Annotated in this window: 13 protein-coding genes; 6 read left to right on the top strand and 7 right to left on the bottom strand. The window is 58.9% G+C overall.

Annotated elements, in window-relative coordinates; translation table 11 throughout:
* Nucleotides 1-544 precede the first annotated feature (544 nt).
* The 3 genes from O77CONTIG1_RS00720 to O77CONTIG1_RS26510 all read left to right on the top strand — a co-directional run bounded on the left by O77CONTIG1_RS00720 (nt 545) and on the right by O77CONTIG1_RS26510 (nt 5,390).
* Nucleotides 545-1,216, top strand: coding sequence for a response regulator transcription factor (locus tag O77CONTIG1_RS00720; RefSeq protein WP_068507250.1), 672 nt, complete (start codon nt 545-547; stop codon nt 1,214-1,216).
* 200 nt (nt 1,217-1,416) lie between these two features.
* A complete protein-coding gene (locus O77CONTIG1_RS00725; RefSeq protein WP_068507252.1) occupies nt 1,417-5,193 on the top strand; it encodes a CAAX protease in 3,777 nt (1,258 codons plus the stop codon).
* 74 nt (nt 5,194-5,267) lie between these two features.
* Nucleotides 5,268-5,390: a hypothetical protein gene (locus O77CONTIG1_RS26510; protein ID WP_286132482.1), complete on the top strand. Its 123-nt coding sequence runs from the start codon at nt 5,268-5,270 to the stop codon at nt 5,388-5,390.
* Between the two features lie 48 nt (nt 5,391-5,438).
* On the opposite strand, the gene O77CONTIG1_RS00730 is transcribed toward O77CONTIG1_RS26510, so the two are convergent.
* From O77CONTIG1_RS00730 to O77CONTIG1_RS25870, 4 genes are all read right to left on the bottom strand, one after another.
* Nucleotides 5,439-6,380, bottom strand: coding sequence for an AAA family ATPase (locus O77CONTIG1_RS00730; RefSeq protein ID WP_068507254.1), 942 nt, complete (start codon nt 6,378-6,380; stop codon nt 5,439-5,441).
* A 124-nt stretch (nt 6,381-6,504) separates the two neighbouring features.
* Nucleotides 6,505-7,740: a DUF4350 domain-containing protein gene (locus O77CONTIG1_RS00735; RefSeq protein WP_068507256.1), complete on the bottom strand. Its 1,236-nt coding sequence runs from the start codon at nt 7,738-7,740 to the stop codon at nt 6,505-6,507.
* A gap of 42 nt (nt 7,741-7,782) precedes the next feature.
* Nucleotides 7,783-8,067 (bottom strand): DUF4129 domain-containing protein, encoded by a 285-nt coding sequence (locus O77CONTIG1_RS23155; RefSeq protein WP_225894818.1) that lies wholly within the window; start codon nt 8,065-8,067, stop codon nt 7,783-7,785.
* Nucleotides 7,983-8,453 carry a hypothetical protein gene (locus O77CONTIG1_RS25870; protein ID WP_068507258.1) on the bottom strand — a complete coding sequence of 157 codons (471 nt, stop codon included), beginning with the start codon at nt 8,451-8,453 and terminating at the stop codon, nt 7,983-7,985. The genes O77CONTIG1_RS23155 and O77CONTIG1_RS25870 overlap by 85 nt, the downstream gene beginning before the upstream one ends.
* A gap of 421 nt (nt 8,454-8,874) precedes the next feature.
* On the opposite strand from O77CONTIG1_RS25870, the gene O77CONTIG1_RS00745 reads away from it, so the two are divergent.
* Both O77CONTIG1_RS00745 and O77CONTIG1_RS00750 read left to right on the top strand, forming a co-directional pair.
* Nucleotides 8,875-9,585, top strand: coding sequence for an NnrU family protein (locus O77CONTIG1_RS00745; RefSeq protein WP_084781960.1), 711 nt, complete (start codon nt 8,875-8,877; stop codon nt 9,583-9,585).
* Between the two features lie 58 nt (nt 9,586-9,643).
* Nucleotides 9,644-10,003, top strand: a complete 360-nt coding sequence (locus O77CONTIG1_RS00750; protein ID WP_068507261.1) for a thioredoxin family protein — start codon at nt 9,644-9,646, stop codon at nt 10,001-10,003.
* 205 nt (nt 10,004-10,208) lie between these two features.
* Here O77CONTIG1_RS00750 and aroB read toward each other — a convergent pair whose 3' ends face one another.
* Both aroB and O77CONTIG1_RS00760 read right to left on the bottom strand, forming a co-directional pair.
* Nucleotides 10,209-11,309 carry a 3-dehydroquinate synthase gene (gene aroB / locus O77CONTIG1_RS00755; protein ID WP_068507263.1) on the bottom strand — a complete coding sequence of 367 codons (1,101 nt, stop codon included), beginning with the start codon at nt 11,307-11,309 and terminating at the stop codon, nt 10,209-10,211.
* A complete protein-coding gene (locus O77CONTIG1_RS00760; RefSeq protein ID WP_068507264.1) occupies nt 11,309-12,559 on the bottom strand; it encodes a hypothetical protein in 1,251 nt (416 codons plus the stop codon). The genes aroB and O77CONTIG1_RS00760 overlap by 1 nt, the downstream gene beginning before the upstream one ends.
* Before the next feature lie 155 nt (nt 12,560-12,714).
* Between O77CONTIG1_RS00760 and O77CONTIG1_RS00765 the strand changes: the two genes are divergently transcribed.
* The gene (locus O77CONTIG1_RS00765; protein ID WP_068515791.1) at nt 12,715-13,104 is read left to right on the top strand and encodes a DUF1823 family protein; all 390 of its coding nucleotides are present in this window, start codon (nt 12,715-12,717) and stop codon (nt 13,102-13,104) included.
* 50 nt (nt 13,105-13,154) lie between these two features.
* On the opposite strand, the gene O77CONTIG1_RS00770 is transcribed toward O77CONTIG1_RS00765, so the two are convergent.
* Nucleotides 13,155-14,000 (bottom strand): DUF2993 domain-containing protein, encoded by an 846-nt coding sequence (locus O77CONTIG1_RS00770; protein WP_068507265.1) that lies wholly within the window; start codon nt 13,998-14,000, stop codon nt 13,155-13,157.
* Nucleotides 14,001-14,077 lie beyond the last annotated feature (77 nt).

Raw genomic sequence — 14,077 nt, forward strand, 5'->3', positions numbered from 1 at the left:
GAAAGGTTAGCTTTGGAAAGGTTAGCTTTGGAAAGTGGGTTCCTAGTGGCGGCGGATTGTTGATTGCCCTGACCAACTCTGCTCCAGAAAGACCGCTGTTATGCTCTAAGAGTTCCGTTCTGAAAGTTTCATATTGCTGGGCTACGCCACAAATGCTCCGTCAAACAGCCCCCACAGTCTCAAAGTCCCCATAGTCTCAAAACCCCTACGGTCAAAGACGTAGCCTTTAGCCTAGTTCCAGCGTTTGCCAGAACAAAGGTGGGAGGGCGCTGCACTGCTCAAAGTCTGCACTACTTAAAGTAAAGTCAAGCTAGTAAAGTCAAGCTAAAGTCGAGCTAAACAAGCACTCAGTAAGCAAAAACTCAGTCAGCAAAGGTATCTAGATTTAGCAATGGGCAGATTGAGAGAGCAGGAGACAGGCAGTTGTCGTCTTTGGCTTCTCAGTTAGGAATGATTGACGAATTCCGATAGTTTTGGCTTAGGTGAGTGAAAATTATTGTATTTATTGTATTAACTCAATGGTTCTGAACTCAGGCTCTCCGCAATGCCTCTGACGATTCTGGTGGTGGATGATGATCTGGGCACCCGGCTTTCGATTGGCGACTATTTAGAGTTGTCTGGCTATCTGGTGGTGATGGCGGAAAACGGTGAGCAGGCCCTGGCCCTGGTCGATCAAGTGCAGCCGCATTTGATCGTGACTGACGTGGCCATGCCCCGCATGGATGGGTTTGAGCTGGTGCGCCAGGTGCGATCGCAGCCCGCGCTCCGGCTCTTGCCCGTGATTTTTTTGACGGCGCTGAGCCGCACAGAGGAGCGCATTCGGGGCTATCAGCTTGGGTGTGATGCCTATTTGCCGAAGCCGTTTGACCTGAAGGAACTGGGGGCGGTGGTGCGAAATTTGCTGGAGCGATCGCAGCTGATCCAGACCGAATGGCGACGACAGATCCGCGCATCGGAGGCGGCGGAATCCAGCCCGCATCGGTCAGCCGAGGAGCCTTCCGCTGCGGAACCAGAGAGCGATCTGGGTCTAACGCTGCGAGAACAGGGGGTGCTGTCGCTGCTGGCGGATGGTCTGTCGAATTCGCAAATTGGCGATCGCCTTCACCTCAGCCCCCGCACGGTCGAAAAATACGTCAGCAGCCTCCTCCGCAAGACCAACACCAGCAACCGCGCCGAACTCGTCCGCTACGTGATGGATCACCATCTGGTGGAATAGCGGCTAGTGGAATAGCGGCTACTGCACTGCTGCAATAGCCTTGCCGAAGGATCAGTTTCGGCCTGAGCGCTTGCCTGAATTTGCTTTGCGGCAATTTTTTATGGCAATTTAACTTTTGAATTTGCGCGGCGCGGTCTATCATCGCAGCAACGGCTTAGCGGTCGGCAGAATCGCCCATTGCGCCATTCAGGAGTGAAATCATGGCTGAGACAGCGTGGAACCAGGCGGCTGAGCTAATCGGCGGGGCTTTTTCGCTACAATTCGATGCATTTCGGCGGGTTGTGGCGCTGCCCGGCGGCTTCTGGCTGGCGCTGCTCATCGTGCTGCTGGCAGGGCTATCGCTGGGAGTAGGGCAGAGCATCATTCTATTTGTCAATCGCGTCAAGCCCAGCCGCTTTGTCTTTAGCCTGCTGCTAAATGCCATCCTGTTTGCCTTTGGGTTTCTGTTTCTTGCCCTTAGCACTTGGCTAATTGGGCTGCTGCCGGGGTTTGTGCGAGTGCCCTTTTCAACGCTGGTGACAGTGCTGGGACTGGGCTATGCGCCGCTGCTGTTTGGATTTCTAGGAGCGCTGCCCTACCTGGGCTACCCGATTCAGAATTTACTGTCGGTGTGGAACTTGCTGTCGATGTTGGTGGGGTTTGCGGTGGTGGCCCGGCTCAGCGCCAGCGAAGCCCTGACCTATGTGCTGCTGGGCTGGGTCGTAAAGCAGCTTTTGGAAGGCACGATCGCCCAGCCGATTGCCGAGTTTGGTCGCCGTCTGGCCGATCGCGTGGCGGGGGTCGAATTGGCCAAAGACTCTCGTGAACTGCGGGAGCGCGTTTTGTCTGGGGCCCGCCCCGCAGAGCCAATTATCCCCGCGTCGGATGTGGCTCTGCCGGAGATGCGTCAGTTGGTGGCGGCTGCGGGACGATCGCATCCAGAGGCGGCTCGCAGCGTGTCTCAGGCGGTGCTGGAGCGGCCGTCTTCTGGCTATTCGCTGCGTCCGCTGGACGTGCCAGAAGCCGATGACCCCGTGTTGCAGCTTGACTATCAAACACGCGGCGTTCCTCAGGCGGTAAAGGTGGTGCTGGGGCTGCTGGCGCTGGCGATCGCCTTCTGGCTGATTTTTGTGCTGATGCGCCCAGTGCGGGATGGGCTGTTTGGCTGGTATGACGGCCTGCCGACCCCGTTTCGCCTGACGTTTGATTTAGCCTGGATTGGTGTCGTAGCGACGGTGTTCGCAGGGATCATCGCGCCGCTGGAGTCGCTGGGCTGGTGGGCAGGCTGGTATGGCGACGACCTAGACACGACGGCGGTTAAGTCGTCGTTCTACGAAACGGCTCAAACGGGGTCGGAGGGGTTGCAGGCGGGCGATCGCCCCGGCGTTGCAGAGCAATATCGCCCTGACCCCTATTTTCCGCAAATCAATCATTACCTGGTGTATTTGGACGGCATTGCCCAGTCGGGCGAAGAATATACCCCCGATATCGAAGACTTTTTGAATGCCCTCAAGCCCGCTCTGCCCAGAGGGATAGAACTGGTCGAGGGACTGATGCTGTATTCGGTGCTGAATCGTCCGCTGTATGAAGACCGTCCGCTGGCGTTTTTGTGGCGACTGGCAGACAAGATGCGGTGGAACAACCCAGCGGCGCTGTTGGGGATGTTGGTCAATCTGCGAAACGTGCTGATCGTGGCGGTGTCGTCCGATAAGCGCTATGGCCCAATCTACAATCAGGGCATTGCCCAGGTGATTTTCGACGGGCTGGTGCGGCGGGGCTATCGGCCCGGCAGCCGCGTGCCGATTACGCTGCTGGGCTATAGCGGCGGCGGTGAAATGTCTGTGGCGGCTGCACCCTACCTGAAGCGGTCTACCAATGCCCCCATCGACGTGATTTCTCTGGGCGGCGTAATGAGCGCCAACAACAACGTGCTGGTGCTGGAGCATCTTTATCACATCGTCGGCGATAAGGATGTGGTGGAGCGGGTCGGCCCCATGATCTTTCCCGGCCGCTGGAAGCTGTTCCCGCTGTCCTACTGGAATCGGGGCAAGCGCAAGGGCAAAGTCACCGTTCTCTCGGCTGGGCCGGTGGGGCATCAGGTTCCTGGCGGCTATATGGACCCCCAGGCAACGCTGCCTGACGGCCGCACCCATTTGCAGCAGACCATCGAGACGATTCTGCAAATTTTGCGGGGGGAGGCGCTGCGGGCCGGCGACAGGATTCCCCAAACGCCCAGCAATTATGCCCTGTACCAGGCAGCCGCGTTCAACCGACCTGATTATTACCCAATCGCCCAAACCGTTGACCCCCAGTGGTATCGCCCCATCGGTGAGTGGATGGGACGGCTCATTTTGCCCAAGCCAGAAGAGCGATCGCACGTCCAGGGAACCTGGCTGGAGGTTCACCACGCCCCAGAAGGCTACCGCTACTTGGTGGGAGAGCGGGTGCGGTTGCGCTGGGTGGACTACCCCAACGTGCAAAAGAGCATGAACTCGGTCGTGAAGGATGTCCACTTTAGCGCCGAGGCAGAATTCAGCAGTCGCTACGGCGGCATGGTGCATCCCGATCGGCTCAACCACTGGCGCGGAGTGAACGCGCTAGAGTCGCTGGCAGCGGGGCATCCGGTGGATGATCTGATTGTGCGGCTAGAACCGCCTGTGGTGGTGCAGGGCGACGTGCTGCTAGTTGCCGATACGCCCGTGCAAATTACGGGACGGTTCTACGCGCTGGTGCGGTTTGAGCGGCCGGTGGCGGGCAGCGACCAGTTTGTGGTGACGCATTTTGACCGGGCGACGCGGCAGTTTAGCGGCAAGCTGGAAACGATGCGGCTGCCGGAGGTGATGCTGGCCAAGGCCTATGGCAGCTATCCCTCGACCACCCGCGACCTGGAAAAATCGCCCTACAACGAGACGGGCTGGTATGTGTATGGCGCGAAGGACGCGGCGGGCGCGTTTGTGGTGCAGGCGATCGCCCCCCGTGCCCTGTTCCGCCTGCAACCCGAATCGGTGCTATTTGGCGGCAAGGCGGCCTACCGCTACATCCGCAAGCAGGCCTGGGCGGACATTGCGGCGCAAAAAGGCAAGATTGCGTCGGTGCTGTGCAGCGGCCTGTCCAACGGGTCGGATGCGGCAATCCAGGCGGCGATCGACGAATGGCGCGTGGGCGACGAGGCGCTGGTGCTGCACACCTACGGCGGCATCGGCGGCGAGAAAAAGGAACCCGCCGCGGCCACGCCGATTTTCTTCGGGCATTTTGCCTATGGTGTGGCAACTGTGATTCACGAACCCCTGGCAGACGAGCGCCAGTTCGATATCTGCTATTACCAGGTTTATACGCAAAACACCGACGGGCTGGTGGCGGGTACGCTGCACTGGTCGCGCTACATGGGCGATCGCCAGTTTGGCTGGCTGGGCACCCGCCCGATCTGCGATCTACTGATCAAGCTGCCCGCCTACACCGACCCCTACAAAATCGGCAATGTTCTGGTTTCGCCGCTAGACTTGCTAGAGCGACAGTTGCAGGTGATGACGGCCCGCTATCGCATTGGCGACGGCACTGGTGGAACCTATGTGAATGCGGCCTACAACTGTTCTCAAGATTCTAACCAGGCGCTATTTGCCAGCATTCGTGGTACCGAACGCACCCTGCGCGAGAATCCCCGGATTCTGGAATTGCTGCTGCAAGAGCCGGAACAGGCGCGGCAGTTTCAGCAGCTTCGAGCGTTGGGTAAGGACTTGGAAGGCAAACTACAATCCTTTGGGAGTCCGCGACGCGACTGGGAACGCAGTGAGTACAATCTGGGCAGCACGCTGGAAGACTATCCCTTGCGGAACCTGCGGATGGGGTTGGGCAGTTGGCGAACCATTCTGCCGCGCAAAGCCAGTGATGCGATCGCCCATGCGTTTCTGAAACATGGTGCATCGGTATGGGTGCTGCGAACGAATCAGGTGGGTGGATACGACCCGGATATTGCACCGATTGCGCCGATGACGCTATAGAACAGAGGATAGAGCAGAGATGGCGAATAAGACGCGGCATGAGATGCAGCATGAGATGCAGCATGAGATGCAGCATGAAAAATGCATTCCTGGAGGAGTCCCTGTGTCGCGTTTTGCTGATGCCTGATCCCACATCCTGGATTCCCGAATGGCGCTGGTGGAACTGGTCGGCTGGCAGCAGACACAGCCTGCATTGAAATGGGCAAAGGGCTAGCGACCTAATCTCTCTTCCCTTCTTTCTCTGCTTATCGGGGAACCGCCACCTGACCCAACAGCGAGGTAATCACCTCATCCACCTGCTGCCCGTCAAGCTGGGCTTCGGGGCGGAGGATGAGGCGATGGCGGAGGAGCGGACGGGCGATCGCCTTCACGTCGTCTGGGGTAACGAAATCGCGCCCCTCCAGCCAGGCCCTGGCTTTGCTGGCTTGCAGCCACGCCACCGCCGAACGGGGCGATGCGCCCAGGGACAGGTCGGGATGCTGTCGGCTGCGCTGCACCAACGCCAACAGATAATCGACCAGAGCATCGGTCATTTGCACAGCTCGCACCTGCTGACGGGCTTGCAGCACTTGCTCAACCGACATGATGGGCTTGATTCGGCTCAGGTCGAGCCGCCGATTTTGCAATCCTGCCTGAGCATTCACCAGCATTTGCCGCTCAGCTTTGGGATCGGGATAGTCCACCACTAGCTTGAACAAAAAGCGATCAAGCTGAGCTTCGGGCAGTGGATAAGTCCCCTCAAACTCCAGGGGATTCTGTGTGGCGATCACCCAAAACAAATCCGGCAGCAGCAAACTTTCACCATCCAGCGTGACCTGCTGTTCTTCCATTGCCTCCAGCAGCGCGGCCTGGGTTTTAGGCGGCGTGCGGTTAATTTCGTCTGCCAGCAGGATTTGTGTAAAAATCGGCCCTTTTTTGAGGCTAAAGCTGCGGGTATTCAGGTCAAAAATATTCGTGCCTAAAATATCCGATGGCAGAATGTCGGGTGTGAGCTGAATCCGCCGAAAGTCGCCCTGCACCAGCCGCGCCAGTACCTTCACCATCAGCGTTTTGCCCGTTCCTGGTACGCCTTCCAGGATGACGTGACCGCCACACAGCAGTGCCACTAGCAATTGCTGCGACAGGGCAGATTGTCCAACAACGACGCGATCGAGCGCCTGGGCCAGGGCTTGGAAAGGATTGGGCATAGAGCGTGGGGTGCTGGGGTAAGGGCTTTGGAAGGACGCTTTGCAGGAGACTTGGACAAGCAGGGCATCTGAATTCTACTCTCTTCCTCTCATCCTCCTATCATCTCCTCACCCGCTGTCCGCGTCACTCTGTTACTCTTCTCTCAACAGCTGTACCTCTCAACTGCTGTACCCGACTCACCCAGTCCAGCAAAGCGCGATCGCCCAGTCGTTTCTTTCGCTCTGGGTTCAGCAAGCGGCGGAGTTCGGCGGCGGGACGGCCCGTATGCTGTTCCCAAGCGCGGGAGAGGGTGAGCAGGTCGGCCGGGGTGCTGCCCAGACCGAGCGATCGCTGGAGGTGAATCTGCTCGGCTTTGCTGAGCGTATCCACAACAAATTCGGTCGATTCGGCTTTGCGGAGAACCGTACCGAGGGCCTGGATATAGGCTTCGCTGTTGTCAACTTTGGGCGGTGGGTCGGGCAGCGGCTTCCCCATGCGGCGATTGCCAGCCCACACCGCCAGCGCCAGCAGCACCAGCGCTTGCACGGCCAGCAGCGCAATCGGCGTGCGGCTCAGGTATGCCCAGACGGATTGGGGCGATCGCCCGCTTGCAGCCTCTCTTTGGGGGTCACGATAGCCGTGGATATATTCATCTACCCAGACGGGATGCCCCGGCTCTGTCACCAAATTGGCGAGAAACGGGAAGTTTCCCGGCTCGTCCTGATAGGCATTGGCGGCGAGGTAGGACGTGGCAACGCGGATCACTTTGCCTGCACCCACGGCTTGTTCCCAGGCAAGCAGCCCAAACTGATCGCTCAGTTGGGCGTTGAATTTGGGCAACGGGGCTTGGCGGCGGGTGGTTTCCACGGTCACGTCGCCTTGGGGGGTGGGCAAGACCGAGCGAAAGGGTGCGCCTGTGACGGGCGACCGCACGCCCACCAGCACCAGCACGTTGCCCCGCCGCAGCCAGTCCTCGTCGGGGCGCAACCATTGCTCCACGAGCGGCGCAATGCCCACCAGCGTCATCGGCTCCGCTGGCCGGTTGTCGAGGGAGGAGCCTGCCCCCGGATTTTCCTCGGAGCCAGGGGCCGGAGGATTGCTAGCGCCGCTCCCCAGACTCTGAGCATGGGCTGAAATGGGCATGGCTTCGGGCAGGCTGGAATCGGGCGGCTCCAATAAGTCCTCAAAGGGGCGCTGCCACCGCTGCACGGGGGTTCCCTGCGCCTGCATATAGGCAAACCAGGCTCCGTAGCCGTCGGGGGCACGTCCGTAGGTCGATCCGGTTCGCAGGCGGGTGCTGGGAGCAGCGATCGCACTCAAGACCACCAGCATCGCCAGTGCAACTGATAGAGCAATCCAAGCGCGACGGTTCAGCTTCATGGCAAAATTTCCGCAAGGTTTCCGCAAGATTTCGCAAGATTGCTACTGGGAAGCGGAAATTTCCCGGTAGGCCCGCTCACACTGCTCGAAGGCTGCTGCTGACACCGGAGTCGGGCTGAAACAGAGCCGCTCGTGGGTGCGAATCAGCACTGCATAGGGCTGAGCATTGGGCAGCGCATTCAGCAAGTTGAGATATTCGCCATCGGTGCGGCTGGGCAGGGGCGAAATCTGGTGGCGATCGCTCAGTCGATGCAGCGCGGCATGATACAGCGCTCGGCAAGCTTCTCGATAGTCGCCTTGGCGCTGGGCCGCCTGTGACCGCGCCAGCCATTCCGCAGTGCTGAGTTCCGGCGCTGGGGCTGGGGGGCACGGGGGGCGATCGCCCGGCCCTGCTGCCGCTGAAATGCCTCCCAATAAGGCCGAAGCCACTGCACAAGCCACCATGCAGCCCAAATCCCCAGCAGCCCCACAATCACCCAGAACAGCGCCTGCAAAACCCACTCTGGCGGTATCCAGCCTGAAAAATTGGGGCGGTTCGGGCTTTCACCAAACAGCACCCACTCAATCCACTCGCCCACCTGCCGGAGCGATCGCTGCACCTGCCAATCCAGACTCGTTTTGGCAAAGGTGCCTGCTGCCTCTGGCGCTGCGGGGGCGATCGCCCCTGCTGAATAGACTGCTAAATAGACCGTAAGATTCCCTGCAATACTCATCGCATCGGCTGTTCACTCTCTTCCTAAAGTATCAGGAGGTAGGAGAATCGACACGATTGCCGAATCAATGGATGCTCTCTAGAAGGGAAACAAGTCGGTTTACTCAAAAAATGAGTCAAAAATGAGTTGCGGGCTGGAAGCCGCAATTCTGCGTTTTCTGTCGGAATATAACTTTAGGATCAATTTGGGATCAAGAATCTTCCCATTTTGGCGAAATTAGCATTGGCTGAATATGCAGGAACCTGTATCCTGTAACACGAAGGGAGTTTTGATCCCTGCTGTGGTTGGCTCAAAATCTGACTGGTTTTGATGCTGATCTTACAGACCAGGATTATGCTGCCCGGTTCGCCCGCTTGACGGACTTGCCTCCGTAACCGCTGCCACTGTACCCCCTTAAGCTCCCGACTTGGCTCCTGATCTCATGCGTGACGACTGGCTTACCTCCAGCCATTTTGTAATGTTTGGGCTTTTGATCGGGTTTGCGATCGCCCATAGTGGTCTTGCAGCCCTGCGTCCTTATGCCGAAAAACGCATCGGGGCACGTCCCTATCGCGTCATTTTTGCGCTAGTCAGCCTCCCCCTAGCCACGTTGCTCATCGTCTACTTTGTTCAGCATCGCTATGACGGGCTGCGATTGTGGAATGTGCAGGGTGTGCCAGGAGTGGAACCGTTGGTGTGGGTGCTGTCGGCTATTTCGTTTCTGTTTCTCTATCCGGCTACGTTTAATCTCCTAGAAATTGCGGCTATTCAAAAACCTCAAGTTCATCTCTATGAAACGGGCATTATTCGCATTACCCGCCATCCGCAGATGGTAGGACAGGTGATCTGGTGCATTGCCCACACGCTGTGGCTGGGGACGACCTTTATGCTAGTCACGTCTGCGGGGCTGATTTTACATCACCTGTTTGGCGTGTGGCATGGCGATCGCCGCCTGACCCAGCGCTACGGCGAAGCGTTTTCAGCGGTCAAAGCCCGCACATCGGTCATTCCCTTTTTGGCAATTCTCGATGGTCGTCAAACGCTCGAATTCAAAGAGTTTCTTCGTCCCGCCTATGTCGGCGTGGCGATTTTTGTATTGTTATTCTGGTTTGCCCACCCGCTACTCATCCAAGCAGCAGGTAATCTAGGGTAATAGCATGATCCCCGATTGATCCCCTACTGGTTTTCAACTTTTCTTCTTAAAAACTCCTATGCTACTCTCTGTTAACGAAAGCAATTTCTCGAAAGAAGTTTTGGAATCTTCGACCCCAGTTCTGATCAACTTCTGGGCCCCTTGGTGTGGGCTATGTCGGCTCATGAACCCGATGCTGAATCAGCTTCAGGCAGAATGGAGGGGACAGATCAAGCTGGTAACGATCAACGCCGACGAAAACTTTAAGCTGGCAAATACCTATCGGCTGACGACGCTGCCCACGCTGCTGCTGGTGGAAGGGGACAGGGTGCTGCATCGGTTTGATCATTTCGCCAGTCGAGACGACATCCGCAATGCCTCCGAGTCTTTCCATGCGGTGCTTGCTTCTCTGCTGGGCAGCTACAGCTACACGGCATAGCAGGTTTGGCGAATTTGCTAGACTTCGTTGCTAGAACTCACTAGAACTCACTAGAACTCACTAGATGCACTCTAGCTGCACTTCGTCGCTGCATGGATGAGCCTGTGCAGCGATTGCCCCACAAGTTGCCCCGCAATTACGTCTCTTCAAGAGAGCCTTTATACCCAGGGTAGTTAAGTAAAGCCTGTCTGAGCCTCTTTCACGCTTACGCTTCAGCCATTGCCAGCAGCACCTTGCGAATCACCGCTGGCGTAGCCTGGTCAGTCTCAATCACCGCGCCGATTTGCGTCGGCAGGATAAACCGCACCTGACCCGCCTTCACCTTCTTGTCGGTTTGCAGGGCAGCGATGATGTCTTCTAGGTCGAGTCCGGCGGGCAGGCGCGTGGGCAGACCTGCTTTTTGAATCAGCGCGGTTTGGCGACGGTTAGAGTCTGCATCCCATAGGTTCAGTTGGAGGGCGATCGCCCCTGCCGCCACCATGCCAATGCCCACCGCCTCGCCGTGATTCACCAATTTGTAACCCGTCAGGCTTTCCACTGCGTGCCCAATCGTGTGCCCGTAGTTGAGAATTGCCCGCAGGCCCGCCTCCTTTTCGTCCTTGCTAACGACGTGCGCCTTTGCCTGGCAGGATCGCGTCAAGATCGTCTGCATGAGTTCTGGCGAGACATAGCGCTGCTGATCCAGCCGCTTGGCCTGCTCTAGCTGTTGAAACAGGTCGGCATCCCAGATTACGCCGTACTTGATCACCTCCGCCATGCCCGCGCGAAACTCGCGGGGCGGCAGCGTCGCCAGCACCTCCGGGTCGATCAGCACCAGGCGCGGCTGGTGAAACGCGCCGATCAGGTTCTTGCCGTGGGGATGGTTTACCCCCGTTTTGCCGCCAATGGACGCATCCACCATCGCCAGCAGCGAGGTTGGCACTTGCACAAACCGGATGCCCCGCAGCCAGGTGGCCGCCGCAAAACCCGCCATGTCGCCTACCACGCCGCCACCCAGCGCCACAATTGCCGACGATCGCTCTAGCCGATGGGCCAGCGCTGCGTCATACAGCTTTTGAATCGAACCCAGCGTCTTGTAGCGCTCGCCCGCCGGAATTAGCGCGTGGCACACGTCGAAGCCTGCCGCCTCCAGCGAGGCGATCGCCCCTTCGCCATAGCGCCGAAAAATCATCGGGTTCGACACCAGCATCAGCTTGCGCCCCAGTCCCAACGGCTGAAGCCAGGTTCCCAATTGCGACACACTACCAGGGGCGATCGCCACCTCGTAGGAATTTTGCGGCAGATCCACCGAAATCACAGCGTTCATCAATCCTGCTTCGCTCCGTAGGACTGCCAATAGCCTAGGGTTTCATCCTTGGGCGGCCCCCCTACAGGCGGCGGTATGACCTGTCCCGCAGCATGGGTCGGCGGCACCCAGCTAATCGGCGGTGGCAGCACCTTTTCGGTCGAGCCACCCCCCACCGGCGGCGGCACTGCGTGGGGTAGCGGCTGGGAACCCACTGGCGGCGCAATGCTGTAATCCGATGGGTATGCGCCTACCGGCGGCGGCAGGTGCGGCTGCGGCGGACGTGAGCCAATCGGCGGCGCAACCGCGTATTCCGCAGGCGTAGCACCGACTGGGGGACGCACAGACATTCCCGCAGGCTGGGCCCCGTGCGCTCCAACTGGGGGGGCGATCGCATAATCCGACGGATACGCCCCCACCGAGGGCGGCCGGTGATAGTCCACTGGCGAAGCTCCTATCGGCGGCGACACAGGCGACCCGACCGGGCGCGACCCGATCGGCGGTGTTATGTAAGAATCCACTGGACGCGACCCAATGGGGGGTGCAATGGGCAAATCCATCGGGCGCGACCCAATCGGGGGCTGAATTGGCAAGTTCGCAGGAGTCGAGCCAATCGGCGGCTGAATCGTTGAACCGACCGGGCGTGACCCAATAGGGGGTGCAATGGGCAAATCCACTGGACGCGACCCAATCGGCGGCTGAATTGGTAAATTCGCGGGAGTCGAGCCAATCGGCGGCGGCACAGTTGCGCCCACCGGGCGTGATCCAATCGGCGGCTGAATTGGTAAATTTGCAGGAGTTGACCCAATCGGCGGCTGAATCGTTGTACTCACCGGACTTGACCCGATCGGCGGCTGAATCGGCAAGTTTACAGGACGCGATCCAATCGGCGGCTGAATCACTTCGCCCACCGGACGCGACCCGATCGGCGGTACGATTGGCAACTCTGTGGGACGCGATCCGATCGGCGGCTGAATCGTTGCACTCACCGGACTTGACCCGATCGGCGGCTGAATTGGTAAATTCGCAGGAGTCGATCCAATTGGCGGCTGAATCGGCAAGTTTACAGGACGCGATCCAATTGGCGGCTGAATCGGCAGGTTTGCGGGGGTTGACCCGATCGGCGGCGAAATGGGTCGATATTCGATTGGGTAAAGCGGCAGATTCGCAGAGGTCTGGTGTGCGGATGCCTGGGTGGGGGGAACAGGCTCCACGGGTGGCGACCACCCCTTGGGCGGCGGAATCTGGTAGGGACCGTTGATGAATTCCACGGGATACCTCGGAAGAAATCTGAAGAGACAAAGCTCGAGGGACACTAGGCGATCGCCCCTCTATCCCAATCGGCGAAACGCTGCAATGCGCTTCACTGCGTGTCATGATTTTTGCATATTTCGCAGACCGACTGCACCGACAGACGCAATTCGCCATGAGTGCCACGAATCTACCGCCCCTCACGGTCGAAACCGTGTGGGCCATCCTCAACGACACCCTCGACGATGCCACTGCCAATCGACTGGTGTGGCAGTGCCTAGGCTATCGCCAGCGCGAAGACGGCTCCTGGGACACCGCCGCCGTATCCGAAGACTGGCGCAGCGCCTATCCAGAGCCGCCCGACTTTATCGACAGCCGCCCGGCTACCGTCAAGCTGACCCGCTCCATCGCGCCCGAAAACAAGCAGCTTTTGAAAGAGCGACTCGGCTTTGGCGGCTATAAGGTGGGTGAACTCGTGCCCCGCAAAACGCGCCGCGCCACGATCGCCAACTGGCTATTGGGCTACATGAAAGACCAGCAGACCGAGCAGAATCTCTCCGGCTAACCTGCCGCTATGCGGTTGGGCATTATTCGAGCAAAACTATTCGGGCAAAACTATTCAGGCAAAACGTTGATCTTGCCGCGACAGACCAAGTGGCGATCGCCCAACTCTAGGTCTTGAATTTCCACGTCGCTGCCCAACTCCAGCGGAAACCCGTCCAGATCGTGCAGCGCCAGTCCGCGCTTTGCCTTGGGCGTAGGCAGCCACTCCGGATTCACCAGATGAAGTTGCTGCCCGTTCGTGGTGCGGAGTCCGGTGCGGATGATGAAGGGAACCGGACTGCCCTGATTGCTCGACACCAGCGCCGCACCCAGCGTCAACAGTCCTGGGGCAATTTTGGCGCGAAAATCATCCAGCAAAATCGGCGTTTTTCCATCGGGTGTCACCAAATCTGGTGCGGCTCCCGCCTTCAGCAGATTCAGCAGCAGATCGTTCACCACGCCCGCCAGCAGCGGCCCCTGGAGCGAGTCGTTCAGGTCTTGCTGCGACAGGCGCACCTCTGCCTGCACCGGGACGGCTCGCTCTAGCTGAAGCGGCTTACCCCGCAAGATTTGCCGAAAGTTGACCTTGATGCCGCGACCGACCAGCGTGATGCGCTCCAGGTATAGCCCGCGATAGACCACGTTTCGCGCCGAAATCGTGACGCGGGGAATCAGACCCGTTAGCAACTGGCGATCGCCCCCCTCTATCAACAAATTTAGGTCGTCTACGTGTTCGACCTGCGATCGCAGCCATAGCCGCAGCGCCGGAGTCAGAATCGTGCTGATGATGTGGCTCTGGCGCGGCACGGGCAGGTTGCGATCCGGATCGGGCAAACTTACCGGAGCCTGCGGGTCGAGCGCCGGAGCCTCGTAGTCGGCCGTAGTCGGGTCGGAGGATTGCGGTTGAAAATGGGTCATCGGGCCTACAGATTCGCTTTCTCCAGTGTAGCGCCCGCGTCATCCCCCCCTTCCAGCCGCATCCGAGTAGGGATTGC

The sequence above is a fragment of the Leptolyngbya sp. O-77 genome (assembly GCF_001548395.1).
Classification (GTDB): Bacteria; Cyanobacteriota; Cyanobacteriia; order Elainellales; family Elainellaceae; genus Thermoleptolyngbya.

Excerpts from the sequence above, each read along its gene's own strand:
- O77CONTIG1_RS00720 (WP_068507250.1), top strand. The coding sequence starts at position 545 with ATGCCTCTGACGATTCTGGTGGTGGATGATGATCTGGGCACCCGGCTT.
- O77CONTIG1_RS00725 (WP_068507252.1), top strand. The coding sequence starts at position 1,417 with ATGGCTGAGACAGCGTGGAACCAGGCGGCTGAGCTAATCGGCGGGGCT.
- O77CONTIG1_RS26510 (WP_286132482.1), top strand. The coding sequence starts at position 5,268 with ATGAAAAATGCATTCCTGGAGGAGTCCCTGTGTCGCGTTTTGCTGATG.
- O77CONTIG1_RS00730 (WP_068507254.1), bottom strand. The coding sequence starts at position 6,380 with ATGCCCAATCCTTTCCAAGCCCTGGCCCAGGCGCTCGATCGCGTCGTT.
- O77CONTIG1_RS00735 (WP_068507256.1), bottom strand. The coding sequence starts at position 7,740 with ATGAAGCTGAACCGTCGCGCTTGGATTGCTCTATCAGTTGCACTGGCG.
- O77CONTIG1_RS25870 (WP_068507258.1), bottom strand. The coding sequence starts at position 8,453 with ATGAGTATTGCAGGGAATCTTACGGTCTATTTAGCAGTCTATTCAGCA.
- O77CONTIG1_RS00745 (WP_084781960.1), top strand. The coding sequence starts at position 8,875 with ATGCGTGACGACTGGCTTACCTCCAGCCATTTTGTAATGTTTGGGCTT.
- O77CONTIG1_RS00750 (WP_068507261.1), top strand. The coding sequence starts at position 9,644 with ATGCTACTCTCTGTTAACGAAAGCAATTTCTCGAAAGAAGTTTTGGAA.
- aroB (WP_068507263.1), bottom strand. The coding sequence starts at position 11,309 with ATGAACGCTGTGATTTCGGTGGATCTGCCGCAAAATTCCTACGAGGTG.
- O77CONTIG1_RS00765 (WP_068515791.1), top strand. The coding sequence starts at position 12,715 with ATGAGTGCCACGAATCTACCGCCCCTCACGGTCGAAACCGTGTGGGCC.
- O77CONTIG1_RS00770 (WP_068507265.1), bottom strand. The coding sequence starts at position 14,000 with ATGACCCATTTTCAACCGCAATCCTCCGACCCGACTACGGCCGACTAC.